The 25,205-nt window shown below is 42.5% G+C and carries 19 protein-coding genes; 13 read left to right on the forward strand and 6 right to left on the reverse strand.

The annotated features are described in order from the left end of the window. The 8 genes from IM507_RS19060 to IM507_RS19095 all read left to right on the forward strand — a co-directional run. Positions 1–1,706 (forward strand): Calx-beta domain-containing protein (locus IM507_RS19060; protein ID WP_287637534.1); only part of this gene is annotated, 1,706 nt, incomplete at its 5' end. Positions 1,707–2,119: 413 nt separating this feature from the next. Continuing rightward, the gene (locus tag IM507_RS19065) at positions 2,120–3,844 is read left to right on the forward strand and encodes a diflavin flavoprotein (RefSeq protein WP_287637535.1); all 1,725 of its coding nucleotides are present in this window, start codon (positions 2,120–2,122) and stop codon (positions 3,842–3,844) included. 184 nt (positions 3,845–4,028) lie between these two features. Continuing rightward, positions 4,029–4,529: a phosphate-starvation-inducible PsiE family protein gene (locus IM507_RS19070; protein ID WP_002734712.1), complete on the forward strand. Its 501-nt coding sequence runs from the start codon at positions 4,029–4,031 to the stop codon at positions 4,527–4,529. 107 nt (positions 4,530–4,636) lie between these two features. Further along, on the forward strand, positions 4,637–6,382 hold the full coding sequence (locus tag IM507_RS19075) for a diflavin flavoprotein (RefSeq protein WP_287637536.1): 1,746 nt from the start codon (positions 4,637–4,639) through the stop codon (positions 6,380–6,382). Positions 6,383–6,503: 121 nt separating this feature from the next. Then, the gene (locus tag IM507_RS19080; RefSeq protein ID WP_271938701.1) at positions 6,504–7,211 is read left to right on the forward strand and encodes a hypothetical protein; all 708 of its coding nucleotides are present in this window, start codon (positions 6,504–6,506) and stop codon (positions 7,209–7,211) included. A gap of 5 nt (positions 7,212–7,216) precedes the next feature. Next, positions 7,217–7,489, forward strand: coding sequence for a hypothetical protein (locus tag IM507_RS19085; RefSeq protein ID WP_002734486.1), 273 nt, complete (start codon positions 7,217–7,219; stop codon positions 7,487–7,489). A 290-nt stretch (positions 7,490–7,779) separates the two neighbouring features. Then, the gene (locus IM507_RS19090) at positions 7,780–8,523 is read left to right on the forward strand and encodes a DUF1995 family protein (RefSeq protein ID WP_002734123.1); all 744 of its coding nucleotides are present in this window, start codon (positions 7,780–7,782) and stop codon (positions 8,521–8,523) included. A 173-nt stretch (positions 8,524–8,696) separates the two neighbouring features. Beyond that, positions 8,697–12,488, forward strand: a complete 3,792-nt coding sequence (locus IM507_RS19095) for a class I SAM-dependent DNA methyltransferase (protein ID WP_287637539.1) — start codon at positions 8,697–8,699, stop codon at positions 12,486–12,488. A gap of 56 nt (positions 12,489–12,544) precedes the next feature. Here IM507_RS19095 and bioD read toward each other — a convergent pair whose 3' ends face one another. Next, complete coding sequence (bioD, locus tag IM507_RS19100; protein ID WP_002763308.1) at positions 12,545–13,219, reverse strand: dethiobiotin synthase; 675 nt, start codon at positions 13,217–13,219, stop codon at positions 12,545–12,547. A 269-nt stretch (positions 13,220–13,488) separates the two neighbouring features. Here bioD and ilvB point away from each other — a divergent pair, with 269 nt between their 5' ends. The 4 genes from ilvB to IM507_RS19120 all read left to right on the forward strand — a co-directional run bounded on the left by ilvB (position 13,489) and on the right by IM507_RS19120 (position 19,336). Then, positions 13,489–15,342 carry a biosynthetic-type acetolactate synthase large subunit gene (ilvB, locus tag IM507_RS19105; protein WP_042790328.1) on the forward strand — a complete coding sequence of 618 codons (1,854 nt, stop codon included), beginning with the start codon at positions 13,489–13,491 and terminating at the stop codon, positions 15,340–15,342. Between the two features lie 462 nt (positions 15,343–15,804). Further along, on the forward strand, positions 15,805–17,382 hold the full coding sequence (serA, locus tag IM507_RS19110) for a phosphoglycerate dehydrogenase (protein WP_002733093.1): 1,578 nt from the start codon (positions 15,805–15,807) through the stop codon (positions 17,380–17,382). Positions 17,383–17,634: 252 nt separating this feature from the next. Continuing rightward, positions 17,635–18,531 carry a 50S ribosomal protein L11 methyltransferase gene (prmA, locus tag IM507_RS19115; protein WP_287637540.1) on the forward strand — a complete coding sequence of 299 codons (897 nt, stop codon included), beginning with the start codon at positions 17,635–17,637 and terminating at the stop codon, positions 18,529–18,531. A gap of 361 nt (positions 18,532–18,892) precedes the next feature. After that, a complete protein-coding gene (locus tag IM507_RS19120; protein ID WP_002732269.1) occupies positions 18,893–19,336 on the forward strand; it encodes a molybdenum cofactor biosynthesis protein MoaE in 444 nt (147 codons plus the stop codon). Positions 19,337–19,338: 2 nt separating this feature from the next. Here IM507_RS19120 and IM507_RS19125 read toward each other — a convergent pair whose 3' ends face one another. Beyond that, complete coding sequence (locus IM507_RS19125) at positions 19,339–20,412, reverse strand: AOC03_06830 family ribosome hibernation factor (RefSeq protein ID WP_123231121.1); 1,074 nt, start codon at positions 20,410–20,412, stop codon at positions 19,339–19,341. A gap of 260 nt (positions 20,413–20,672) precedes the next feature. Further along, on the reverse strand, positions 20,673–22,235 hold the full coding sequence (locus IM507_RS19130; RefSeq protein WP_130757041.1) for a B12-binding domain-containing radical SAM protein: 1,563 nt from the start codon (positions 22,233–22,235) through the stop codon (positions 20,673–20,675). Between the two features lie 276 nt (positions 22,236–22,511). On the opposite strand from IM507_RS19130, the gene IM507_RS19135 reads away from it, so the two are divergent. Then, positions 22,512–22,655 carry a high light inducible protein gene (locus IM507_RS19135; RefSeq protein WP_002734821.1) on the forward strand — a complete coding sequence of 48 codons (144 nt, stop codon included), beginning with the start codon at positions 22,512–22,514 and terminating at the stop codon, positions 22,653–22,655. Positions 22,656–22,797: 142 nt separating this feature from the next. Here IM507_RS19135 and IM507_RS19140 read toward each other — a convergent pair whose 3' ends face one another. The 3 genes from IM507_RS19140 to IM507_RS19150 all read right to left on the reverse strand — a co-directional run bounded on the left by IM507_RS19140 (position 22,798) and on the right by IM507_RS19150 (position 24,846). After that, positions 22,798–22,983: a transposase gene (locus IM507_RS19140; RefSeq protein WP_069475183.1), complete on the reverse strand. Its 186-nt coding sequence runs from the start codon at positions 22,981–22,983 to the stop codon at positions 22,798–22,800. Positions 22,984–23,209: 226 nt separating this feature from the next. Then, positions 23,210–24,169: a quinolinate synthase NadA gene (nadA, locus tag IM507_RS19145; protein ID WP_002731625.1), complete on the reverse strand. Its 960-nt coding sequence runs from the start codon at positions 24,167–24,169 to the stop codon at positions 23,210–23,212. Between the two features lie 251 nt (positions 24,170–24,420). Further along, positions 24,421–24,846, reverse strand: a complete 426-nt coding sequence (locus tag IM507_RS19150) for a CoA-binding protein (RefSeq protein ID WP_002733015.1) — start codon at positions 24,844–24,846, stop codon at positions 24,421–24,423. Between the last annotated feature and the right edge of the window lie 359 nt (positions 24,847–25,205).

The raw sequence follows: 25,205 nt of genomic DNA on the forward strand, positions 1-25,205 counted from the left end.
CCGCAGAAACCGTTAATGGAATTAACCAAGTCCTCTTGAGGAATACATCACAAAACCTTCTATATATATGGAATTTAGATAGCAATTGGAGTTGGCAATCTTCCCAGGGAGGGTGGGGATTAAACTCAACCCAAGCTTTCAACCAAGAAACTAATTTCCAACAAGACTTTAACGGTGATGGAATTATCGGTCAACCCACCACCCTTCCCAGTATTACTCTTGCGGTTGCTCCTAGTAGTGTTACTGAAGATGGGACAACCAACTTAGTTTATACCTTCACCCGTACCGGTTCTACTACCAGCGCCTTAACCGCTAACTATACAGTTGGGGGGACAGCTACTAATGGAACCGATTACGCTTCTATTCCCACCAGTGTCACCTTTGCTGCTGGTTCATCCACTGCTACTGTAACAGTTGACCCAACTCCTGACACAACAGTAGAAAGTGATGAAACTGTTATTTTAACCCTTGCTTCTGGGACAGGTTATACCGTAGGTACTCCTAACGCAGCTACGGGGACAATTACCGATGACGATAGCACTGTCACCTCGCAACTCTCCATCAACGACATCACCGTGGTGGAAGGTCAAAATAGTAATGCAATCCTCACCGTCACTGTAAATAATCCAAGTACACAACAAATTACTGTCAACTATACCACTGCACCCATTAACGCTACCGCCAATGTAGATTACACTAGCAAAACTGGAACTATCACCATTGCACCTAATACTGTCACCGCTACTATTAGCATTCCCATCCTCAATGATAACCTCAATGAACCTGATGAAGCCTTTACAGTAACCCTGTCAAATGCGGTTAATGCTACCATCAATCCCGACGAAGCAATTGGACAGGTAATTATTACTGACACCCTACAAAGCAGCATTACTCGAACCTTACCCAATAATGTGGAAAACCTCAGACTAATTGGCAGTAATAATATTAATGGTACAGGTAACGCTGCTAACAATAAAATTACCGGAAATAGCGGTAACAATATCCTTGCTGGTGGTAACGGTGATGATACTTATCACTTCAATGCTTCAACCCAATTAGCAAGCGATACCATCCAAGAAACTACCACCGGTGGTATCGATACCCTCGACTTCACTGGGACAAATACCGCAGTAAGAGTTAACTTAGGGATTACTACAAACCAAACCGTCGTCACCAATAATCTAAAATTGACTTTTTCCGCAAATAACACCATCGAAAATATTATTGGCGATAGCGGTAATGACCGACTAACCGGGAATAGCCTTAATAATACTCTAACTGGTGGTGGTGGCAACGATCAATTAACCGGTCAAGACGGAAACGATAGGTTAATTGGTGGTTTTGGTGATGATTTACTTACTGGTGGTAATGGTAGCGATAATTTTATCTTCAATAGTAGTAATTTAGGCATCGATGCCATCAGCGATTTCACCCCCGGCAGTGATAAAATAGTATTAAGTAAAGCCATATTTACCGCCTTACAAAGTGTCATTGGCAATGGCTTCAGTCAACCAGCAGAATTTGCCAGCGTCGATGACGATGATTTAGTCGCCACTAGCAGTGCTTTTATCGTTTACAGTAACAGCAGTGGCAGTATTTACTACAATCAAAATGGTAGTGCTGCTGGTTTAGGAAGTGGCTTTGAATTTGCCAATTTGTTGACTGTTCCTACCCTAATAGCGGCTGATTTCACACTGATAAATTAACCTGGCCACACAGAGAAAAAGGGTTTCTTGAAGAAACCCTTTTTCTGGACTTGTGTTAAGGGTTACAGGTTCACCCATAGACTGACATCGAAAACAAAACACCCCAAGAGAGCGAGAGAGCAAAAACGAGGGAAATATTAAGAATTGTGTAAAAAGCTTGACAAATAGGCAAAAGTGCAGTGGGTAAAACCGAGGACTAAGCTAACCGGTGGATACAATGCACAATCAGCATTCAGGTCTTGATTCGGTAGGGCCAGCACTCAAATTAATATCCGCAACCATAGAGAAAAGGTTATATAAATCTAACTAATCATTGACTTGAGTAATTGGTATTTTACAAATCCCTGAAAGCAAGTCACCATAGGAATTAAGCAAATGCAGTTCCGCATCAAATCCTGTGGGAGATAGAAATTATGGTTGCTTTAATCACCCCAAAACCGGCTAAAACCAGCCGTTTAACCACACAAATCCAAGAAATCGCTGAAAATACCTTTACCCTGCGCTGTTTGGATTGGGACCGCGATCGCTTTGATATCGAATTTGGTTTAGAAAACGGTACCACTTATAACTCTTTTGTTATTCAAGGGGAAAAAACCGCTCTCATTGATACATCTCACCGCAAATTCGATCGCCTTTATCTGGAGGAATTAACTAAACTAATCAACATCAATCATCTTGATTATTTAATTATCAGTCACACCGAACCCGACCACAGTGGTTTAGTCAAAGAAGTTTTAGAATTAGTCCCAGAAGTTACCGTGGTGGGGGCAAAAGTTGCCATGCAATTCCTCGAAAACATGGTACACAGACCCTTTAAACAGTTAATAGTTAAAAGTGGTGATACTTTAGATTTAGGTAATGGCCATGTTTTAGAATTTGTTGCGGCCCCTAATCTTCATTGGCCTGATACTATCTTCACTTTTGATGCTAAAACTGCCACCCTTTTTACCTGTGATGCCTTCGGAATGCACTTTTGTGATGATCAAACCTATGATCGAGAAAAAGACCTGCTAGAAGGCGATTTTCAAACCTATTATGACTGTCTGATGCGACCGAATGCTCGTTCGGTTTTAGGGGCAATTAAAAGGATCGAGAAATTTGAGATTAATCTCATTGCCACCGGTCACGGCCCCCTATTAAAACACCATATTTCTGATTGGGTGGGACGCTATCAAACTTGGAGTCAAGAACAAACTTCTGCTGATACTTTAGTGACTGTATTCTTTACCCAAGATTACGGACAAAGCGAACATTTAGCTACTATGATCAGTCAGGGTTTGAATAAAAATGATGTGGTGACAGAATTAGTCGATATGAATAATGCTGATCCCCACGAAGTCAGAGAATTGATCAATCAATCTAAGGGAGTTATCATCGGAATGCCTCCCCAATCTTCCTCGATTAACCAGACGATTTTAAGCACGATTATTGCTTCAATTAATGGCCAACAAGCGGTGGGATTATTTGAGTCAGGAGGTGGGGAAGATGAACCGATTTTCCCCTTAAGAAATAAATTACAGGAAATCGGGGCGATCGAAGCTTTTCCTCCTCTTTTAGTTAAAGACAATACCAATCAATCCCTCGATTTAATTGCCGATGAAGCAGGAACCGACCTCGGCCAATGGTTAAGCCGAGAAAAAACAATTAAACAAATTAAATCGATTAACAACGACTTAGAAAAAGCTCTAGGACGTATTAGTACTGGATTGTACCTAATTACTTCCCAAAAAGCCGATTTATCCAGTGCCATGATTGCCTCTTGGGTGACACAAGCAAGTTTAAATCCTTTAGGTGTGGCGATTGCAGTGGCTAAAGATCGAGCAATGGTATCCTTTTTACAGCCTAGCGATACCTTTGTTTTAAATGTTTTGGCTGAGGATAATTACCAGAAATTAATGAAACATTTCCTCAAGCGTTTCTCTCCCGGTGCCAATCGTTTTGAAGGCATTAAAACCTACACTGCTAACAATGGATCACCAATTTTAGCCGATGCCTTAGCTTACATAGAATGTCAAGTCACCAGTCGTTTAGATTGCGGCGATCATTGGGTAGTTTATTGTACCGTTAATAGCGGACGAGTTGCCCGTTTAGATACCTTAACTGCTGTCCATCATCGCAAAGTTGGCAACCATTATTAACAGTTAACAGTTAACAGTTATCAGTTATCAGTTATCAGTTATCAGTTATCAGTTATCAGTTATCAGATTTAAGTTTTCAGTGGATAGTGTTAAGTAGGAAGTTGCCGCTTTATTTTCACTGATTACTGTTTACTGCTCACTGATAACTGAAACATCCAATTCTATCAATCTTAGGAGGAATAAAATGTACGAACCAATTAAAAAACCTTCCCCAATGATGGTGCGGGTAGTGCAAGTCTTAGAAATGATTCAAGATTTAATTGTCATTTCTCTCTGTATTGGTTTATTTAGCTTCATGGTGTTAGAAGTCAGAGAAATGTTTATGTCTCTGCTGCCACCGATTCAATTTCGGATTATTACCGCCGATATTTTATTCCTCTTAATTCTAGTAGAATTGTTCCGATTGTTAATTATTTATTTGCAAGAAAAACGAGTTTCTATCGGTGTTGCTGTGGAAGTTTCTATCGTCTCGGTTTTGCGAGAATTAATTGTCAGAGGAGTCCTAGAAACTAATTGGACACAAGTATTAGCCGCCTGTGCTTTTCTAATAGTTCTCGGCACATTAATGGTGTTAAGAGTTTGGCTTCCTCCCACCTTTGAAGGTATCGATCCCGAACAAAAAGTTTCTGAGCGTTATCGTCAACATTTAGTTAAAGACTTAACTGAAATAAACAGCAAAACTTAATCAGTTATCAGTTATAAGTTATAAGTTATCAGTTATAAGTTATAAGTTATCAGTTATAAGTTATCAGTTATCAGTTATCAGTACAACTAATAACCAAATTAACAACTATGACCACTACTACCTTAATTCCCAATCCTGCTATTAATAATCGCTCCCGCGATGTTCAAACCGCCGAAATTGCCGATCAAACTTGGGTTTTTAGCTCGCGTACTTGGGACAGCTTAAAATTTGAAATAGAATATGCTCGTCAACGGGGAACCACCGCTAATTCCTATCTTATCTGGGGCGATAAAACCGCCTTAATCGATCCTCCTGGAGAATCCTTCACCGAAATTTATTTAGAAGAAATTCGTCAATATGTCCCCTTACATCGTCTTGATTATCTAATTCTAAGTCACGTTAATCCTAACCGTATCGTCACTTTAAAGGCATTATTAGCCGAAACCCATCAAATCACTATCCTCTGTTCTAAAGCTGCCGTCAATACCCTGAAAAATGCCCTGCCTGATGCCCAAATTTTGGGCATACGAACCGATGAAATCCTTGATTTAGGGCAGGGTCATCAACTCAGTTTTATTAATGTCCCTACCCCCCGCTGGCCTGATGGAATCTGCACTTTTGACCAAAAAACCCAAATTTTATACAGCGATAAATTCTTTAGTGTGCATCTGTGCAGTGACGATATTTGGGATAAAAATTGGAAAGAATTAGACGCAGATCGTCGTTATTATTTTGATTGTCTCCATGCCGTGCAATCTAAAACAGTAGAAACAGCCCTCGACAAAATTAAAGAATTTCCCGCCCAATATTATGCACCTGCCCACGGTCCGATAATTCGTTATAGTCTTAGTCGTCTTGCCCACGATTATCGCTATTGGTGTCAAGAACAAAAAACTCGACCCCTACAAGTGGCTTTATTATATGCTTCTGCCTACGGAAATACTGCCACCCTCGCCCGCTCGATCGAACGAGGATTATTAGAAAATGATCTGGCCGTAGAATCAATAAATTGTGAGTTTGCCACCCCTGCCGAAATTAGTCAAGCGATCGAAAATTGTGACGGATTTATTATCGGTTCTCCCACCTTAGCTGGTCACGCTCCTACCCAAATTCAAACCGCTTTAGGAATCGTTCTTTCCACGGCAGCAAAAACTAAATTAGCCGGGGTTTTTGGTTCCTACGGTTGGAGTGGGGAAGCGGTAGATTTAATTGAAACTAAACTCAAAGATGCCAATTATCGCCTTGGTTTTCAATCCTTGCGCGTGCGTTTTAGCCCCACAGAAAGCAGTTTACAAGCAGGTTATTCAGCCGGAGAAACCTTCGCCCAGACCTTGAAAAAAACCAAAAAATTGCGGGTTCCCCAACAGGGAATGACCGAAACACAAATCGATCGCACTGCCCAGGCCGTTGGTCGGATCGTCGGTTCCCTTTCTGTTCTCACCACTCGTCAGGGCGAGGATCATGCTGGTTTCTTGACCTCTTGGGTATCTCAAGCCAGTTTTAACCCCCCGGGGCTAATTATCGCCGTTGCTGACGAACAAGCCGCCGATCGCCTAATTAACTCCAGAACCGCCTTTACCTTGAATATTCTCAAGGAAGGGCGCAATTTACGCCGCCATTTTTCCAATTGCATCAAATCCGGCAGCGATGTCTTTACGGAATTAGAAACCCAAGTCGGGGAAAATGGCTGTCTGATTTTAAGCGAAAGTCTCGCCTATCTAGAGTGTACGGTCAAAGAGCGACAACTCTGCGGCGATCGCTGGTTAGTCTATGCCACCGTCGAGCGGGGTCAAGTTTTGGATGGTAACGGTGTCACCGCCATCGGTCATCGCAAATCCGGTAGTCAGTATTAAAACTGGACTAACGGGGCAAAGTTCCTGACTTTCCCCGTGTAATCAGCCTAGATTTCTGGGAAACGAATGTTATGTTATTATCTAAGGCTGTCCGACCGGGCCATTTTGTCTTTGTTTCCCCATGAAAAAATTGCCGCTAATCCTATCGGTGGGGAGTGTCGCTTTATTGTTGGTGGGATGTCCAGCTTCTGACCAAGCTAATCAATCCCCACCGATTACCCAAGAAACCCCCACCCCCTCTCCCAGTCCCCCGGCTGCCCAACCACCCGCCTTTAGCAATCCTAGGCAACCGGCTACCGAACCAGCCACCCTCAGGATACCTGGATTGATTCCCGCCACCGATCCCGACCAAAAACGGGCAGAAATTAATCGCGGTCGCAGGGATCCCTTTGCCCCCCTTCCCGTACAACCAAATATTACAATCACAGTGGCGGAAGAACCCCCGGCTGGGACTCCGGTGGGTACCGCACCCGCACCAATGGGCAATCCTCCCACCCCCAGACCACCGATAGTGAAAGGGCCGCCACCACCACCGCAACCGACGGAAGCGGAAGAAGTGCAAGTATCGGGCATTCTCCGGTTGCCTACCACTCCTATGGCGATCGTGAAAGCCCCCGGAGAAGCCACGGAACGTCGAGTTATCCCCGGTTCTACCCTCTCTAATGGTTTAATTTTAGTTAAAGCGATCAATACTAATCCCGATAACCCCTCTATTGTCTTAGAACAATACGGTCAAACTATTACCCGTCGCCTAGGGGATGGTGTCCCCGAACCCGCCGCCGCACCGCAGGCCTCGATCAGCTATAATATTTCCGAATCAGGAGAATAAAACCCGTGCGATCGATTGCTATTCAACAAAAACAAACCATTATTTATCCCCAAATGCCCTTGGCTATCTATCGAGAATTAGCCAGCCATTTACAACAGGTTCAAGGTGTGGAAACCCATCTCACCCCCCAGCAGTTCCAACAATTCGATTATCACCAAAGTCAGATCGGTAGTCTAGAAATTAACTATACCGAGACTTTTCAGGAAAGCGATCGCCCTCTGGTCACGGCAATTCTCGGTTATTATGCCCAACGTCACGGATCCTATCAGCTTTCCTAAGCTTTCTCTCCTCACCTTTTCCCCGATTACCGACTTTCTTCTTAAAAACTAAAGGTATTTTATAGGATTTATCTTAATGCTGGGGATGATGCCAAATCCCGTCATACTTCATCTAAACTTAAGTAGGTAGGTATTAAAAACTTTCAGATGCCCCCCTTATCAAGGGGGGATTAAGGCGGGATCGGCACCCCCCTTATTAAGGGGGGATTAAGGGGGGATCAAAGACAAAATCTATCTTCAATTTAATTGAAACCACTTACTTAACTGATAACTGATAACTGATAACTGAAATGACCCTACCCAATTCCCTAGAAGAAACGATCCTGCAAGCGAAAGCCGCCACCCAACTGGCTCTAGAATCGGGAGCTAGACGCATACAAGTGGAATTAGTTATCCCAGAAATTGCTCTACAAGCGCAAGCTTTAGCCCTTGATTTTACCTCTATTTTTGACAGTTATGGTTCTGGTTTAAGGGTAATTTTTCCCGATACCGGGGCCGCCATGTTAGCTCGACGGGATTGGGGAGAAACAGTTTTTCAACTGGGAGATTTAGGTAGTCGTTTTATTCCCGTCGAAAACAAAATCAAGCCCGAAGATGAAGCTTTTTTAGTTGTTTGTCCCTCCTCGGTGGAGATTAATTCCGTAGAAAAACTCTGTAACCTGGCCGAAGATCGTCCCGTAGTTCTTCTAATTCCCCAATTGGAAGATGTATCGGTAGTGGGTATCGGTTACGCAGCCCGACAATTGCGAGAAAGATTTTTAAGTATCCTAGAAAGTTGTTATTATTTTCGTCCCTTGGAATCAGCGATCGTTTATCGTTCCTATCCTTCCTTGTGGCAAGTTTGGCTCGAAAAAGAAGACGGTTACGAGTTAATTTCCGAACAATCCACTAAACCCATGGGCGAAGCTTTAGAAAATCTGATTCTGAAAGCTTCTAGCAATAATCCCGATGATAGTTCTAATCCTGCTAACAAAGCCAAAAAGTCGGGTTTATTTGCCACTATGGGACGCTTCTTAAAAGCATTGCAACAGTGACATACTCCCCCCGTCAAGCTAGACTGTGACGGGGGATTATTTCCCCATTGCTGTTAGAAATTCTTGGCTTCTACAGATTGACCTCGATTGCAACTTTTATCCTTCTATTTTAACCGATCATTTGGCAATGCTATAATAAGATTAGTCGGTAGTTTCCCTAGAGGTAAACTTTTATGATCATCAATAAGCGAGAACTCAAACAAGCCTTAAATCGGGTGTACTTGAAAATTAAGCCTGATACTGAAACAATTCAGGTTTTTCAAGCTAATTTAACGCGCTTGTTGGAGCAATGTGACAGCAAAAAGTCGGAAGAGTTTAATAAAAATTTGCTAATAGATTTTTTAAAAAATACCTATTATACTGATCGCTATTTTATCAATACAAAAGAGCGCATTGATCTGGTGATTCATAATAACCAGGATGTTAAAAGTCCAGTGGGGGTCATTTTTGAGACTAAGAAACCTACTCGGACAATAAATGCAGAAATGCCAAGACTGGATCATCTCAATACTAAGGCTTTTCAGCAGTTAGTTTTATATTTTCTCCGCGAAAGGGTGACGGATAAAAATCTTGAGATTAAACACTTGATCGTGACAAATATTTATGAGTGGTTTATTTTCGATGGCAAGATTTTTGAGGAGTTATTTTTTGCTAATAAGGCTCTAGTTAACCAGTTTTGCGATTTTGAAGCAGGGAGACTGAGTAGTACAAAAACGGATTTTTTCTATCAACAAATTGCCGAACCAGCGATCACTAAAGTTATTGAGCAAATTAAATTTACCCATTTTGATCTGCGAGATTTGGAAAATTTAGATTTGCTTGATATTTACAAGATTCTTTCGCCAGAACATTTACTTAAGTTACCTTTTGTTAATGATAGCAATACTTTAAATAAGCCTTTTTATAATGAGCTTTTGTATATTATCGGTTTGACGGAAGTTAAGGAAAAAGGGAAGAAGTTAATCAAACCAATGAAAGCAGGCGATCGCTGTGATGGTTCCCTGATTGAAAATGCGATTAGTCGGTTGGATAGTTTAGATAAAATTGCACAATTAAAAAATCCTGAAGAGTTTGGAACTACGGATGAGGAACGGCTTTATAATGTGGCGTTGCGGTTATCAATTAATTGGATTAATCGGGTTTTATTTCTCAAACTATTGGAAGCGCAATTAATTAAATATCATCAAGGCGATCGAGATTTTGCTTTTCTCAATTTGGCGAAAGTTCCCAGTTATGATGATCTCGATAGTTTGTTTTTTGATGTGTTAGCTAGGGAGACAAATAAGCGCGAGGCTAAGGTTAAAACGACTTTTGCTCATGTACCTTATTTAAATAGTTCGCTATTTGAACCAACGGAGACGGAACAGCAAACGATTTTTATTGGCAATTTGCGGGAGCGAACTTTACCCATTTTTACAGCGACGGTGCTAAAAGATAATCAGGGTAATAAGCGAGTAGGTGAGTTAAATGCGTTGGCTTATTTGTTTGAGTTTTTGGATGCTTATAAATTCGATCGAGATGAGTTAGAAAATCCTCAAGAAGATAGCGAAAAGTTAATTAATGCTTCGGTGTTGGGGTTAATTTTTGAAAAGATTAATGGTTATAAGGATGGTTCTTTTTATACGCCGAGTTTTATTACCATGTATATGTGTCGGGAAACGATACGACGAGCGATCGTGCAGAAGTTTAATGAAGTAAAAGGCTGGAATTGTCAAACTTTAGATGATTTATATGAACGAATTGAGGACAAAAGAGAGGCAAATACTATTATTAATAGCCTGAAGATTTGTGATCCGGCGGTGGGTTCGGGACATTTTTTAGTTTCGGCTTTGAATGAGATAATCGCGATTAAGAGTGAGTTACGGGTTTTATTAGATACTTCGGGTAAGTCGTTAAAAGATTATCGGGTGGAGGTGCGAAACGATAAGTTATTGGTTTATGATGATGAGGGGAATTTATTTGCTTATCATCCGAATAATAAAGAAAAGCAACGGGTACAGCAAGCCTTATTTCATGAGAAACAGACGATTATTGAAGGGTGTTTATTTGGGGTGGATATTAACCCTAATTCCGTGACTATTTGTCGCTTGCGGTTATGGATTGAGCTTTTAAAAAATGCTTATTATCGAGAGGATGGCAATTTAGAAACTTTGCCAAATATTGATATTAATATCAAGTGTGGTAATTCTTTGATTAGTCGCTTTGCTTTGGATGTGGATGTTAAACAGGTTTTACAGAAGCAGAAGTTTAGTATTGAGGAATATCGCAATGCTGTACAGACTTATCGCAATGCGGAAAATAAGGAACAAAAGCGGGAGATGGAAACGCTGATTGCTAAGATTAAGGCTGGTTTTAGTGCTAATTTATTAATTGGTGATCCCAAGAAGGTGAAGTTACGTCAATTACAAGGGGAACTTTATAATCTGGAAAATCAGGGTTTATTGTTTGAGGAGACTAAGACGGAGCAAAAAGCGCGGGAGAAAAAAGTAACTAAGTTAAATAATGAGATTGACAAGCTAACTGCTGAAATTGCAGATATTGAAAGCGGTAGGCTGTATGATAATGCTTTAGAATGGCGGTTTGAGTTTCCCGAAGTGTTGAATGATGACGGGGATTTTGTCGGGTTTGATGTTGTAATTGGGAATCCTCCTTATATTCGTCAGGAAGAAATTAAGGAATTAAAACTAACTTTACAAAAATCTTATCAATGTTATACGGGTGTTGCTGATTTGTTTGTTTATTTTTATGAGTTGGGTTTAAACTTGTTAAAGTCTAAAGGTAATTTAACTTATATTTCCTCTAATAAATATTTTCGCGCAGGTTATGGTGAAAAGTTGCGTCAACTTCTGGGAGATTCAACCACAATTTACAATTTAATTGATTTTGGTGATTTCCCTGTTTTTGAAGAGGCGATAGCTTATCCAAGTATTATCACTTTAAGCAAAAATAAATCTGAAAATAATCAATTACAAGCTTTATCCTGGGATGAAACGAAAAAACAAGATATTGCACGGTTTACAACAGTATTAGAGCAAGATGGGTTAATAATTGCTCAAGAAAATTTAAAGCCTGATGGTTGGCGGTTAGAGTCTTCACAAATTTTGGATTTATTAGCTAAGTTGCGTCATGCGGGTAAGCCTTTAGGTGAATATGTGGAAGGTAGATTTTACTATGGAATTAAGACAGGATTTAATGAAGCTTTTGTAATTGATCGCGCAACCCGCGACAGATTAATTAATGAGCATCCTTCCTCTGCTGAAGTGATTAAACCTTTTCTGCGCGGTCGTGATGTTAAAAGATGGTGTGTTGATTTTGCAGAGCAGTATTTAATTAAAATAGAATCCTCTGAAAATAAAGAACATCCTTGGTCTAAGTTAAGCGAACAGGAAGCTGAGAAAATTTTCAATGAAACATATCCTGCAATTTACAATCATTTTTCTCAATTTAGGAAATCACTAATAAAAAGATGTGATCAAGGTCGCTTTTTTTGGGAACTCCGGTCTTGCATTTACTGGCAAGAATTTGAACAAACTAAAATTATTTATCCAGATATAGCAGTTAGTTGTGAATTTGCTTTTGACAATAGTAATTTTCTTCTTGACTGTACATTATTTTTAATCCCATTGAACTCAAAACATTTACTAGGATTTCTTAATTCCAAGATTGCAAAATTTTTTATAAATCAAATTTGTCCTGCTATTAGAGGAGATTTTAAAAGATTTAAGTCTATATATGTCTCACAGATACCTATTATTGATGCAACTGAATCACAACGCACAGCAATAGAAAAACTTGTACAAAAATGTCTTGATGCTAAAAAAGACGATACTAACGCTAACACAAGCGAATTAGAAAAGCAGATTGATCACTTAGTTTACAAACTCTATCAACTCACCTATAATGAGGTAAAAATCATTGATCCAGAATTTGCCCTAACAGAACAAGAATATCTGGACTTACCCTAATTTATTCTCCCTTTTGCCTCTTGCCTTGTGCCTTTTGCCTCGTCTCAACAAGCAATTTAAATGCTTGACAGCTTAATTTCTGGCCAACTAGCTACCACCGAGGCCAATTTATCCAAATCCCGACGATCTTCGATAAAGGGAAAAACACCTAAAACCGGACAATTAGTCAAGGATTGAATTAAATCGATCGGTGTTAACTGCTCTATTTCCGTCTCCGTGCGCGGTTCGAGACAATTAAGGATAATTCCGCCCAAATTGACCTTTTTTTGCTCTGCTAGGGCAATATTAGCCACCGTTTGGGAAATCGCCCCCAATTTCACCGGCACCACCAAAAGGGTTTTTAACCGCCATTGAGCCGCTAAATCCGCCAAAGTTAGCTCGTGGGTGACAGGACAACCTAAACCCCCCAAACCCTCAATTAAAACCAAATCTTGGCTTTTTTGTAGGTTCAGCAGAGCTTGCCACACTGTCCCTAAAGGAATATCTCGACCTTCCAAATCAGCAGCCACAGGAGGCGCTAAGGGTGCTTGATATTGCAGCGGTGTGATCATTTCTAATTGACCCTGAAATAAGCCCTCATACCATTCTCGATCGCCTTGACCCGTTTGCATTAATTTCATCAGCCCCAAGGCCTTGGATGGATAGTATTTTTGCCAATAAGCCACTAAAGCAGTGGTGACAACGGTTTTACCCGCATCGGTATCCGTAGCCGCAATCAAAAGACTATTCATAAAACTCCCAGGCTCAGTCAAGATCAGGTGAAATCACCAATATTTATTATCTTATCTCCCCTCTTACCCATCACCCCACACCCCACACCCCACACCCCACTTCCCAGATATTGCATGGGTAAGATGCAAAAAGAAAAAAAACTGCAGCCAAAAAGGTGAGATGGAATACACTAAAAGTATAAGGTTATCAATTTTGCTATTTTTCAAGTTGCATCCTAGGCAACAGAATTGCAATTATCCCTCTAGTTAGAAATTGGACGGTTTGCCCTGTGGTTTCATCACTTCCCAAGCCCAATGACTCTTTAACAACGGTTCCCCAGCGTTGTTCTGGTGCTTATGCCTTGATGGACAGTCTCAAACGTCATGGCGTTAAGCACATCTTCGGTTATCCCGGAGGTGCGATCCTGCCCATCTATGACGAACTCTACCGCTTTGAAGAGCGGGGAGAATTACAACATATTTTAGTGCGCCACGAACAAGCGGCCGCCCATGCCGCCGATGCCTACGCTAGGGCTACCGGCAAAGTGGGGGTCTGTTTCGGTACTTCCGGCCCAGGGGCGACCAATTTGGTGACAGGCATCGCTAACGCACACATGGACTCCATCCCGATGGTAATTATCACCGGTCAGGTCAGCCGGGCGGCCATCGGTTCCGATGCTTTCCAAGAAACCGATATTTATGGTATTACTCTACCGATTGTTAAACATTCCTATGTGGCTAGAAATGCCCGGGAAGTAGCGAGAATCGTCGCTGAAGCCTTCCACATCGCCAGTACAGGACGACCGGGACCGGTTTTAGTCGATATTCCCAAAGATGTCGGTTTAGAACTATGCGATTATATCCCCGTCGAACCGGGAGATGTGAAACTAACCGGTTATCGTCCCACGGTTAAGGGTAATCGCCGTCAAATCGAGGCCGCTTTGCACCTCTTGGAAACCGCCGAAAAACCTTTACTGTACGTTGGTGGAGGTGCGATCGCAGCTAATGCCCACGCCCAAATTGCCGAGTTTGCCGAACGTTTTCAGTTACCCGTCACCACCACGTTAATGGGTATCGGTGCTTTTGATGAACATCATCCCCTCTCGGTGGGAATGTTAGGAATGCACGGCACTGCCTACGCTAATTTTGCCGTGACCGGGTGTGATTTATTAATTGCCGTCGGCGCTCGTTTTGATGACCGAGTAACGGGGAAATTGGACGAATTCGCCTCAAAAGCTAAGGTAATTCATGTGGACATCGACCCGGCGGAAGTGGGCAAAAATCGCGCCCCTGACGTGCCGATTGTCGGGGATGTGCGGGTAGTTTTAGAACAAATACTCCAAAAAGCCAGAGAATTTGATTATCCCACTAATTCCGATCGCACCCAAGCTTGGTTAGCCCAGATCGAGCGCTGGCGCCAAGATTATCCCCTGCAAGTCCCCCTACCGGAAGGCAGACTTTCCCCCCAAGAAGTAATCGTTGAGGTGGGCCGTCAGGCACCCCACGCCTACTATACCACCGATGTGGGCCAGCATCAGATGTGGGCAGCCCAATTCCTCAAAAATGGCCCCCGACGTTGGATTTCTAGCGCGGGATTGGGGACGATGGGTTTCGGTTTACCCGCTGCGATGGGGGTAAAGGTGGCTATTCCCGATGAGGAGGTCATCTGTATTAGTGGTGATTCCAGTTTCCAAATGAATCTACAGGAATTGGCCACCCTAACCCAATTTAATATTCATGCCAAGACGATTATTATTAATAATGGTTGGCAGGGTATGGTACGTCAATGGCAAGAAGCTTTCTATGGGGAACGTTATTCTAATTCCAATATGGAAGCGGGAATGCCAAATGTGGAACTGTTAGCCCAAGCTTACGGCATTAAAGGGATTACTATTCGCCATCGAGATGAATTAGCCGCAAAAATTGCCGAAATGTTGGCCCATGATGGTCCAGTTTTGGTCAATGCGATCGTGACTAAAGACGAAAATTGTTATCCCATGGTTGCCCCCGGCCAAAGTAATGCCCGTATGATTGGTTTACCGAAAATTGTCACCGGGGGTTGTGAAATGCACAATTGTCCCAGTTGTGGCGCGGTTAACAGTTGGAATAATAAATTCTGTCCTGAATGTGGGGCGAAATTGTAGCTGAAAATTGTTAATTAATTAACCAGCCTCCGTTAAGTATAACGGAGGTTTTTGGCTTTTTCTCTACTGTGTGAACATCATAAGTAGGTAGGCGTTAAAAATTATCAGAAACCCCCCTTATCAAGGGGGGCAGGGGGGATCGAACTTAAAATCCATTTTTAATTTAATCATAACCAGCTACTTAGAAATTTTCAAATAGAAGCAATGACAGCCCTAGAAAAAGCCTTAGAAAAAGGAGCGAAAAACTTGATCGCCACCGTGATTAAATTAGGCATATCTCAGTGACAACGGCAAGAGCCTGACATCAACCCCATGGACGACAATTAAGAATAACAACCTAAAATCTTTTCGCTAATTTTGCCATAGACTGCACCCTTTGCTTCTAAAATGGGCTATTGCGGCTAGATACCAATATTGGTCTAGCATTTGCCCGTAGACTGAAAAAAGCACGTTATAAAGATTATGGCCAAAGTTCTGGTATCCGATTCGATCGATCCGGTAGGAGTAGAAATTCTGTCACAGGTTGCCCAAGTGGACGTGAAAACAGGACTATCCGCTGAGGAAATCATTCAAATTATCCCCGAATACGACGCACTGATGCTCCGTTCCAGTACCCGCGTCACCAAAGAAATCGTCGAAGCGGGCAGCAAACTGCAAATTATCGGCCGCGCGGGGGTAGGAGTCGATAATATCGATGTTCCTGCGGCCACTCGTCAGGGTATTATTGTCGTTAACTCTCCCGAAGGTAACACGATCGCCGCTGCCGAACACGCCTTGGCCATGATGTTATCCCTTTCCCGTCATATTCCCAATGCCAATCAGTCGGTAAAAGCGAATAAATGGGAAAGAAATCGCTTTATCGGCACAGAAGTTTATAAAAAGAACCTAGGAGTCGTCGGTTTAGGTAAAATTGGCTCCCATGTCGCCACCGTTGCTAGATCCCTAGGCATGAAAATTCTCGCCTACGATCCCTTTATTTCCAAAGAACGCGCCGATCAACTCGGTTGCACCTTGGTGGATCTAGAATTACTCTTTGCCGAGTCCGATTTTATCACTCTCCACGTCCCGAAAACTGCCGAAACCCAGCATCTCATCGGTCGGGAAACCATCGCTAAGATGAAACCCACAGTCCGCATCATTAACTGTTCCAGAGGCGGCATTATCGATGAGTTGGCTTTAATTGAAGCCCTCGAATCCGGTAGAATTGCCGGGGCAGCCTTGGATGTATTTGAACAGGAACCTTTAGGCGAATCTAGATTAAGAGAATTATCTAACGTCATCCTCACTCCCCACCTAGGTGCATCGACTACGGAAGCACAGGTGGGTGTAGCTGTTGATGTGGCCGAACAAATTCGCGATGTCCTCCTCGGTTTGCCAGCGCGTTCGGCCGTTAATATCCCCGGACTAACTCCCGATGTTATGGAAAAACTGCGCCCTTACCTGCAATTAGCGGAAACTATGGGTAATCTTGTCAGTCAGTTGGCAGGAGGTCGCTGTGACTCGTTAAATGTCCGTTTACAGGGAGAATTGGCCACTAAAGACAGTCAACCTCTGGTGGTGGCGGCAATTAAGGGCTTACTTTCCCAAGCCCTCCGGGAACGGGTAAACTATGTTAATGCGGCGATCGAAGCTAAGGAACGCGGTATCCGGGTAATCGAAACCCGGGATGCTTCCACCCGCGACTATTCGGGATCGATTCATTTGGAAGCTAATGGTTCCATGGGTACCCATTCCGTCACCGGAGCGCTGTTAAGTACGGGAGAAATCCGCATTACTGACCTCGATGAGTTCCCCATTAACGTGCCACCGAGTAATCATATGTTATTTACCCTTCACCAGGATATGCCCGGTATTATCGGCAAAATTGGCGCACTTTTAGGCAGTTTTAATGTCAATATCGCCAGTATGCAGGTAGGACGCAAAATTATTCGCGGTGATGCAGTTATGGCCCTGAGTCTCGATGATCCTCTACCGGAAGGTCTTCTCTCGGAAATTACTAAAGTCCCCGGTATCCGCGATGCTTACACAGTGAAACTCTAGATTAAATCAGTTATCAGTAAACAGTCAACAGTAATCAGTGAAAGGAAAGCTCTGCACTTGCCACTTAATACTGTTGACTGAAAACCCAAATCTGATAACTGATAACAAGGGCCGAATCTCAGACCTAATTGGTTAAGCTAAAAGCTTTGATGTGCTTAGTTTCTAACCTTCTTTTTAGGTAGGAGAATTGTCAGATTCTGTCTTTTGCCTCTTGCCTGTTGCCTCTTGCCTTCAGAAGCTGATAACTGATATATGTCTAATAGTTGGTGGGAAATTACGGTTTTGTGCGAACCTAGTCTCGAAGAAACGGTTTTCTGGAGACTGGAAGATTTTGGCTGTTCGGGAACGGCCACTGCTAAAAAACAATCCTCTTTAGAGGTTAAGGCCTATATACCAGAAATTAAAGCGCAATTGCCCGATTTAGAGGCACTAAGCCTCTGGTTAAAGCAGGATGCTTTGATTTTAGGTTTTTCTGAACCTGTCAGCTATTGGCAGTTAATGGACGAGGAAGACTGGGCCAGCAGTTGGAAACAACATTGGCAAATTAGCGAGATCGGCGATCGCTTTTTGATCTGTCCTGCTTGGTTAAATCCCCCGGAAAATAACTGGAGATTGGTGATTAAAATTGACCCCGGTTCCGCTTTCGGCACGGGAACCCACCCCACCACCCAATTATGTTTAGAATCCCTAGAAATGCGTTTAAGTAGCCATCCAGAGAATAAAATTATCGCCGATATCGGTTGTGGTTCCGGCATACTGGCGATCGGGGCGATTTTATTGGGGGCTAAAAAAGTTTATGCTGTTGATATAGATCCGCTGGCGGTGAGTGCGACCCACAGTAATCGCCATCTCAACGGGATTAACCCCGAAAATTTAGCTGTTAATCAGGGTAGTGTCGAGGAGTTATTAGAATTAATTCCCGATGGTGTTGATGGCATCGTTTGTAATATTTTAGCCGAGACAATTATCGCTTTAATGCCCGAAATCACCCGTCTGGCAAAACCCACCACTTGGGGAATTTTAAGCGGCATTCTTGTCACCCAAGCACAAGCAGTTACAGATATTTTAGAACCCCAAGGCTGGACAGTGGCTGCCCTGTGGAAACGTCAAGAATGGTGCTGTATCGAAATTCGCCGCACCCTGGATTAATATAGCTGTCAGCCTGGAATCAGTTATCAGTTATCAGTTATCAGTGAGCAGTTATCAGATTTGAGTTTTCAGTGAGCAGTATCAAGTGAGGAGTATTAAATGGCATTAACAGTGCTGTCTTGTCACTTCACTGATTACTAAGTAGGTAGGCGTTAAAAATTATCAGATGCCCCCCTTATTAAGGGGGGATTAAGGGGGGATCCCCCCGCCTATCGGCACCCCCCTTATCAAGGGGGATCCCCCCGCCTATCGGCACCCCCCTTATCAAGGGGGGCAGGGGGGATCGAACCTAAAATCTATCTTCAATTTAATTATAACCAGCTACTTATTTACTATTTACTATTTACTGAAAAAAGCATCCATGACTCAAGATAGTTTTCGCATCAGTTTTGCTCCTTTATCTTTGCAGGAAGTATATCAATTAGCCGATGATGGGGCTAATGGGGCTATTGTACTAATGAGTGGTACTGTACGGGAGCAAACCGACGGTAAACCGGTTATTTATCTTGATTATCAGGCCTACGAACCCATGGCGATGGAGGTTTTCCGGCAAATTGCTCGGCAAATTCGGCAAACTTGGCCCGATACCAATCGAGTTGTCATTCACCATCGCACCGGTAAGCTACAAATCGGTGAAATTAGCGTCTTAGTAGCGGTGGGTTGTCCCCATCGAGGGGAAGCTTTCGCAGCCTGTCGTTATGCTATTGATACTCTCAAGCATAATGCCCCCATCTGGAAAAAAGAATACTGGTCTGATGGTTCTAGTCAATGGGTTAGTATTGGGGCCTGTGAAACGGAGTGTTAGGTCTAATAACGTAAAATCAAGGCAATTTTTTGGTAATCGTTCAAGGAATCCTCCTCGACTAAAGCTACACGTCCTCCCTTGGCCAATACCACTTCGATAATTTCATCCACTGCGTCATCAATTACCTCCGTACCACCGACGTTTTCCACCAGTATCAAGTCACCATTTTCGCTTAAAACTGCGGGTACATGGTAATTTTTCTCCACTAATAACAATTTTCCTCGACCTTCCTGCGCTAAACGCCACACTTCTCCCAGGGTAGAGATAACTTTTTGAGCGCTGACTGCCGCATCCAAAGCTTGCAGAGCTTCAGTTTTTTGAGTCTGACGCACTGAGTGCATAATCGGCAATACCTGTGGCATTAATTCCGACAGTGAGGTTTTGTCAAAATTGCCGGTTAAAGTGCCAACAATTGCTGATGTGTACTGTGAAACTTCTTGAAAGAAGGAAATTTGACGAACCACTCCACCCACAATCAAAGGGGAAAAATCATCAACGTATTCACCCAGAGCATTATCTACCTGTTGGAAAAATCGTCGGATTCTATCATCTAGATAACTGGTATCGGCATCAAAAGGCAGTGGTGCGGTGGCCCCCGGTCCAGTCATTTCTAGGGGAAAATTCTGATCGCAAATTTCTTCGAGAGTTTCTCCTGTACCTGAGATTAAACGAGTAGAACCCTGACTTAATAGTAACAGCCAATAGGGTTGTTCTCGATGTAATCCATAAACTAAATCCCGTGTAGCAAAGGTTTTATCGATGATAACTCTTGCCTGGACAGAAAAAGGCAAGTTATAAAGCTTGGCAATATCCGGACCAATATAGAGAGCTAATCCATCTAGAGTATAAGGATAATCTATTTCAGCCACTAGACTATCGAGGCGATCAAACAAAGGTTCGATTTCACGTTTAGAGAATTCTGCCGATAATCGGCGCTTTGCTTCATCGACCAAATTTTTAACGAGAATAGGGTCTTGTTTGTTATCCGGTGAGGTGCGATGGGTAGGTAAGAGAATGGAAAGGGCGGGTATTTGAGTTAGGGATTGTAGTTTCTTAAGTTCTTGACGAGTAATCATTGATTTTAGCTTGATTGATAGGGTTAAGGAGCTAAAAATACTGGCTTTATCCAGATTTTCTCGATTTATTCAGTATTCCAGCTAACATTTTAGGGAAAAAATGTAATTATATCTAGAAAATTAAGAAATTATACTGAATTGCTTTGGCAGAGATTGAGGGAATTTTTAACCGGAAAACTAGGAATATTATTGATTTATCGATCGCCCACCATCAGGACAGAAAATGTTCAGGATGGGTTATTTACCCATCCTCGGAATAATTAGGCCGCTATGGCGGTTTTTTCCGCTGTTAATGCCTCTTGGCGTTGAAATTCGGCTAATTGTGCCGTAATTTCATCCCGAACAATCTGACGGTATTCCAGGAAATGCTCGTTGTGGGCGCAGACAGTGATATAGTGTTCGGCGTTGGCGGGATTATGGCGCAAAATACCGAATAAATTCTGCCAGAATTTCCAGCGAGTGGAACGTTTAAAGCCCTGTCGCCAGATAATTACCGCTAGGGCATAGAGATCGGCCCGACGAGGCAGTTTAAAGGCTGGTTTAGCTTTAGGTGCGCCTAATTTCAGGAAACAGCGATAGGTGCGATCGAGAAATACCTCTGGATCGTACAATTTCCAGAAGGCTTCAATATATTCTGTGGCAATATCTTCGATCGGCCGGGTGGGAACGAAATTCATCAGGGTACTTTGGTTAATGTCCTGTTTCCCCGTTAATCGTAGTCGTCCTTCTTTTTCCAAGCGAGTCCATAGGGCGGTATTCGGTAAAGCTTGTAACATTCCGAAGAGAGCCGTGGGAATGGCCGCTTCTTCGACAAAATTAATAATGCGATCGGCCGCTCCTTTTTTCTCGCCATCAAAACCGATGATAAATCCCGCCATGGGGCGCAATCCGGCTTTAATAATCTTTTCTACCGTCTCGGTTAAGGAACTACGGGTATTTTGGAATTTTTTGGTTAATTGTAAACTTTCTTCGTCGGGGGTTTCAATCCCTAAAAAGACCGCGTCAAAATAACAATCGACCATCATTTCCATTAATTCGGGATCGGCGGCTAAATCCACCGATGCTTCCGTGTTAAACCGGAAAGGGTACTGGTGTTCTTCTTGCCAAACTTTTAATTCTTTGAGGAGTAATTTAACGTTGCGCTTGTTGCCGATAAAATTATCATCTACCATGAACACGCCCCGGCGCCAACCTAATTCGTAGAGATAATCTAATTCTTTTAATAATTGTGCGGGGGTTTTGGTGCGGGGTTTACGACCGTAGAGAACGATAATATCGCAAAATTCGCACTGGAAGGGACATCCCCGCGAAAACTGCACCGACATGGAATCATAAGCTTCAAAATCGAGCAGATCGTAGCGTGGAACTGGGGTAATTGTCACATCGGGTTTTTCTGTGGTGCGGAAAACACCTTTAGTTTCTCCTTTTGCCAATGCTTCCACAAACATCGGGATGGTGATTTCTCCCTCATCGAGAATCAGAAAATCGGCCTCGGCCACTTCGTGGGGGATAGAAGTGGGATAGGGACCCCCCACGGCCACCAGTTTACCCCGTTGCTTGGCTTCGTGAATTTGCTCGATTAAATCTTGACGTTGGACGATCATACCCGAAAGAATCACTATTTCGGCCCAGTCCCATTCTGCTTCTGTCACTGCCCGAATATTGCGATCAACCAGTTTAAATTCCCATTCCTGGGGTAGAATCGCCGCCACCGTCACCATACCCAGGGGAGGAAGTAAGACTTTGCGATCGACTAATTCCAGAATTTTGTTATAAGACCAGAAAGTCGGCGGAAAAACGGGATAAATCAGTAAGGCACGCATATTCACTCCTCGCTCGACGGCGATCGATTCTTGACCTTTCGCTTGATTGTAATCTTTTTCGGTCAGGGATGGGAAAACCGTTATTTAGTCCGAGAACTAGGATCAGGCTTGATTTTCGGCCGCCATTGCCCACCCTTGACCCTACCCCCATAAAAGTTTATGGCCAACATCAATAAAATTTATGTAAAGAAATGTTGCATAGTCTGGAAAGTTATGTTACATTAAATATCAAGCACTTGACTTAAACGCAATTTTCTTATAGGAAGGCAATTCACCATGGATAAGCAAGAAAACAAACTCGGTTTCACCGCTTTCGCTGAAAACTGGAATGGTCGTTTAGCCATGCTCGGTTTCGTTATTGGCGTAGCTACGGAATACTTAACCCACAAAGGCATCCTTGCTCAGTTAGGCTTAATGTAATTTCGGCCTCGACTGCTGTGCATCTACAATCATCTTGAATAAATCCTTAAAAAAAGGGGAAGAGCATAGCTCTTTCCCTTTTTAAGTGGGAGGTTGGAGAGATTTTTCAGTGATCAGTCAACAATAATCACTCATGGTGAAGCTAAGAGGTTTTAGATACCAGATGATAGAGTTGATTAAAACTCAGTTTTTGGGAGTTTTCAAAGAAATATTGGCGATAATGGTAGTTAGCTAGATTGAACAAATTTTTTGACAAGAAGGCATAATGGTCGATTTCTGACCATAAGGGATGGTTTTGACTGATAATATGACGTTCAACTACCTTCATATCTTGATTATACCTGATAACGTTCTTAAAATCTATCGGTGGACAAAGTTACTTATTTTAGTTATCTAGCTACAGAAATGAGTAACTTTAAAAGGCTTTAGGTAGGTTTTTGGTTTCTGTGGTTAACCCAAATTATCCCTATTCTTTTTCCTTCCAGACAAACACCAGAAGAGCTAACTCTTGGGGTTGATGCTTTTCGTTTTTGAATTGGCGCACTGATAACTGATTAAGACATTTCTAACATTCTTTGAATCGGCAACAGTGCCTTAACTCTTAAATCTTCAAAAATAGTAATTTCTGGAGTTTTATCTCGCATACAGAGATACAATTTTTCGAGAGTGTTCAGTCTCATATAGGGACACTCATTACAAGCACAGTTATTTAAAGCTGGTGCGGGTATAAATGCTTTCTCTGGCGCGGATTTTTGCATCTGGTGAATAATCCCCGGTTCTGTGACGACAATAAAGGTTTTTTCGGAACTTTTCAGGGAATAATTTAATAGTGCCGTCGTGGAACCAATATAATCGGCATGGCGTAAAACCGATGATTCACACTCAGGATGGGCGATAATTTTTGCTTCTGGATGGGCAACTTTTAATTCTATTATCTTGCGTTCGGAAAAAGTTTCATGGACAATACAACTACCCTGCCAGAGAACTAAATCTCTGCCAGTTTGCTGACTGACATAACGGCCTAAATTGCGATCAGGAGCGAAGATAATCGGTTGATGGACAGGGATTTGATTCACTATTTTGACTGCGTTGGAACTGGTGCAGATAATATCACTCATGGCCTTAATTTCTGCACTGCAATTGATATAGGAAATCACGATATGATCGGGATATTGGGCTTTAAAACGAGCAAAATCTTCAGGATGACAACTATCAGCTAAAGAACATCCCGCATCTAAATCCGGCAGCAATACCAACTTATCCGGATTTAAGATTTTAGCTGTCTCTCCCATGAAGTGAACCCCCGCAAATACGATTACATCTGCTGGCGTTTGGGCAGCCTGCTGGGATAAACCTAGAGAATCACCAATATAATCAGCTATATCCTGTATGTCAGAATTTTGATAGTAGTGAGCCAGAATAACGGCGTTTAATTCCCTTTTAAGCTCTTTAATTGCCGTAAATAGGTCATCAGGTAAGCTCGATCGATTTGCGGGTTGAACAGTTGTGAACACGGTGAGATTTATGGTTATTTTTACCAAATACTAAACAAGTCTCTACATCATAGCAAATTTTTCCAAGGAGAGACCACAAACAAAAAAAGCTTGATACAACAGCGCTCAAACGACTGACAACCAAGCCCCGATAATACCATTTTTCAAAAAGTATATAGCGTGTTCTATTCGCACGAGGTACATTATTGATGTTCAAAAGCTTAATCAGCAAAGGTTTAAATGTGCCGTACAGGTACGAGAACCGCTATAGTTTATTTTTGGGAAATCCCTAAACGCTGATATTCTATCTGGATACAAGCATCCATAATCACATTTAAACCCGCCTCGATCGCCCTTTTTTCCGCAACTGGGTGATAAATTTTCAATTGTGTCCAAAGGGTAGCAGCCTGAATAGCAATAGCTGACTCGACAATTTCAGGTAGATAATCAGGATGACGAAAAACGTTAACAATATCCACGGGTTCAGGGATAGCCTCTAGAGAAGGATAGCACCTTTGACCATCAATTTGCTTGACCATCGGATTGACAGGATAGACTCGATAACCCACCGCTTGCAGAAATTTGGCTACCTGATAGCTGGCGCGACTCGATTTCTCAGAATGCCCCACCACTGCGATAATTTTACTATTGCTGAAAATGGTTTTGAGCGCACCATCGTCTCCTTTAATATTCGGCATTGTCCCACCTATCTTAGAACAGAGTTTCGTTTCCCATAAAGATGAAGTGTAACCTAATTTGGTATCGACTTTTAACTGCAGCTTTAGCCCCTCTGGAGAACTGGCAGCAATGTTTAACTTTTATATCGGAAAAACAGTTAAGTAGGTAGGTGTTAAAAGTTGTCAGACACCCCCCTTATCAAGGGGGGATTAAGGGGGGATCCCCCCGCCTATCGGCACCCCCCTTATTAAGCTATCCATTAGTCAGATTTTTCTTAACAAAAAGAGAAGAAACTTAAAAAAAGGGGAAACGATTGATAGGTATAGTTTTGAAAGAAGGAATTAAGGTGGAGGTAAGCAAAAAAATGGAGAAATGGGCA

Source organism: Microcystis sp. M20BS1 (assembly GCF_020245305.1).
In the GTDB taxonomy this organism is placed as follows: Bacteria; Cyanobacteriota; Cyanobacteriia; order Cyanobacteriales; family Microcystaceae; genus Microcystis; species Microcystis ichthyoblabe_A.

Coding starts and splice junctions, on each gene's coding strand:
- bioD (WP_002763308.1), bottom strand. CDS start 13,219: ATGAATAGTCTTTTGATTGCGGCTACGGATACCGATGCGGGTAAAACC.
- IM507_RS19080 (WP_271938701.1), top strand. CDS start 6,504: ATGAAAAAATTGCCGCTAATCCTATCGGTGGGGAGTGTCGCTTTATTG.
- IM507_RS19150 (WP_002733015.1), bottom strand. CDS start 24,846: ATGCCGAATATTAAAGGAGACGATGGTGCGCTCAAAACCATTTTCAGC.
- IM507_RS19120 (WP_002732269.1), top strand. CDS start 18,893: ATGACTCAAGATAGTTTTCGCATCAGTTTTGCTCCTTTATCTTTGCAG.
- IM507_RS19140 (WP_069475183.1), bottom strand. CDS start 22,983: ATGAAGGTAGTTGAACGTCATATTATCAGTCAAAACCATCCCTTATGG.
- IM507_RS19075 (WP_287637536.1), top strand. CDS start 4,637: ATGACCACTACTACCTTAATTCCCAATCCTGCTATTAATAATCGCTCC.
- serA (WP_002733093.1), top strand. CDS start 15,805: ATGGCCAAAGTTCTGGTATCCGATTCGATCGATCCGGTAGGAGTAGAA.
- IM507_RS19135 (WP_002734821.1), top strand. CDS start 22,512: ATGGATAAGCAAGAAAACAAACTCGGTTTCACCGCTTTCGCTGAAAAC.
- IM507_RS19065 (WP_287637535.1), top strand. CDS start 2,120: ATGGTTGCTTTAATCACCCCAAAACCGGCTAAAACCAGCCGTTTAACC.
- IM507_RS19090 (WP_002734123.1), top strand. CDS start 7,780: ATGACCCTACCCAATTCCCTAGAAGAAACGATCCTGCAAGCGAAAGCC.
- prmA (WP_287637540.1), top strand. CDS start 17,635: ATGTCTAATAGTTGGTGGGAAATTACGGTTTTGTGCGAACCTAGTCTC.
- IM507_RS19095 (WP_287637539.1), top strand. CDS start 8,697: ATGATCATCAATAAGCGAGAACTCAAACAAGCCTTAAATCGGGTGTAC.
- IM507_RS19130 (WP_130757041.1), bottom strand. CDS start 22,235: ATGCGTGCCTTACTGATTTATCCCGTTTTTCCGCCGACTTTCTGGTCT.
- IM507_RS19070 (WP_002734712.1), top strand. CDS start 4,029: ATGTACGAACCAATTAAAAAACCTTCCCCAATGATGGTGCGGGTAGTG.
- IM507_RS19125 (WP_123231121.1), bottom strand. CDS start 20,412: ATGATTACTCGTCAAGAACTTAAGAAACTACAATCCCTAACTCAAATA.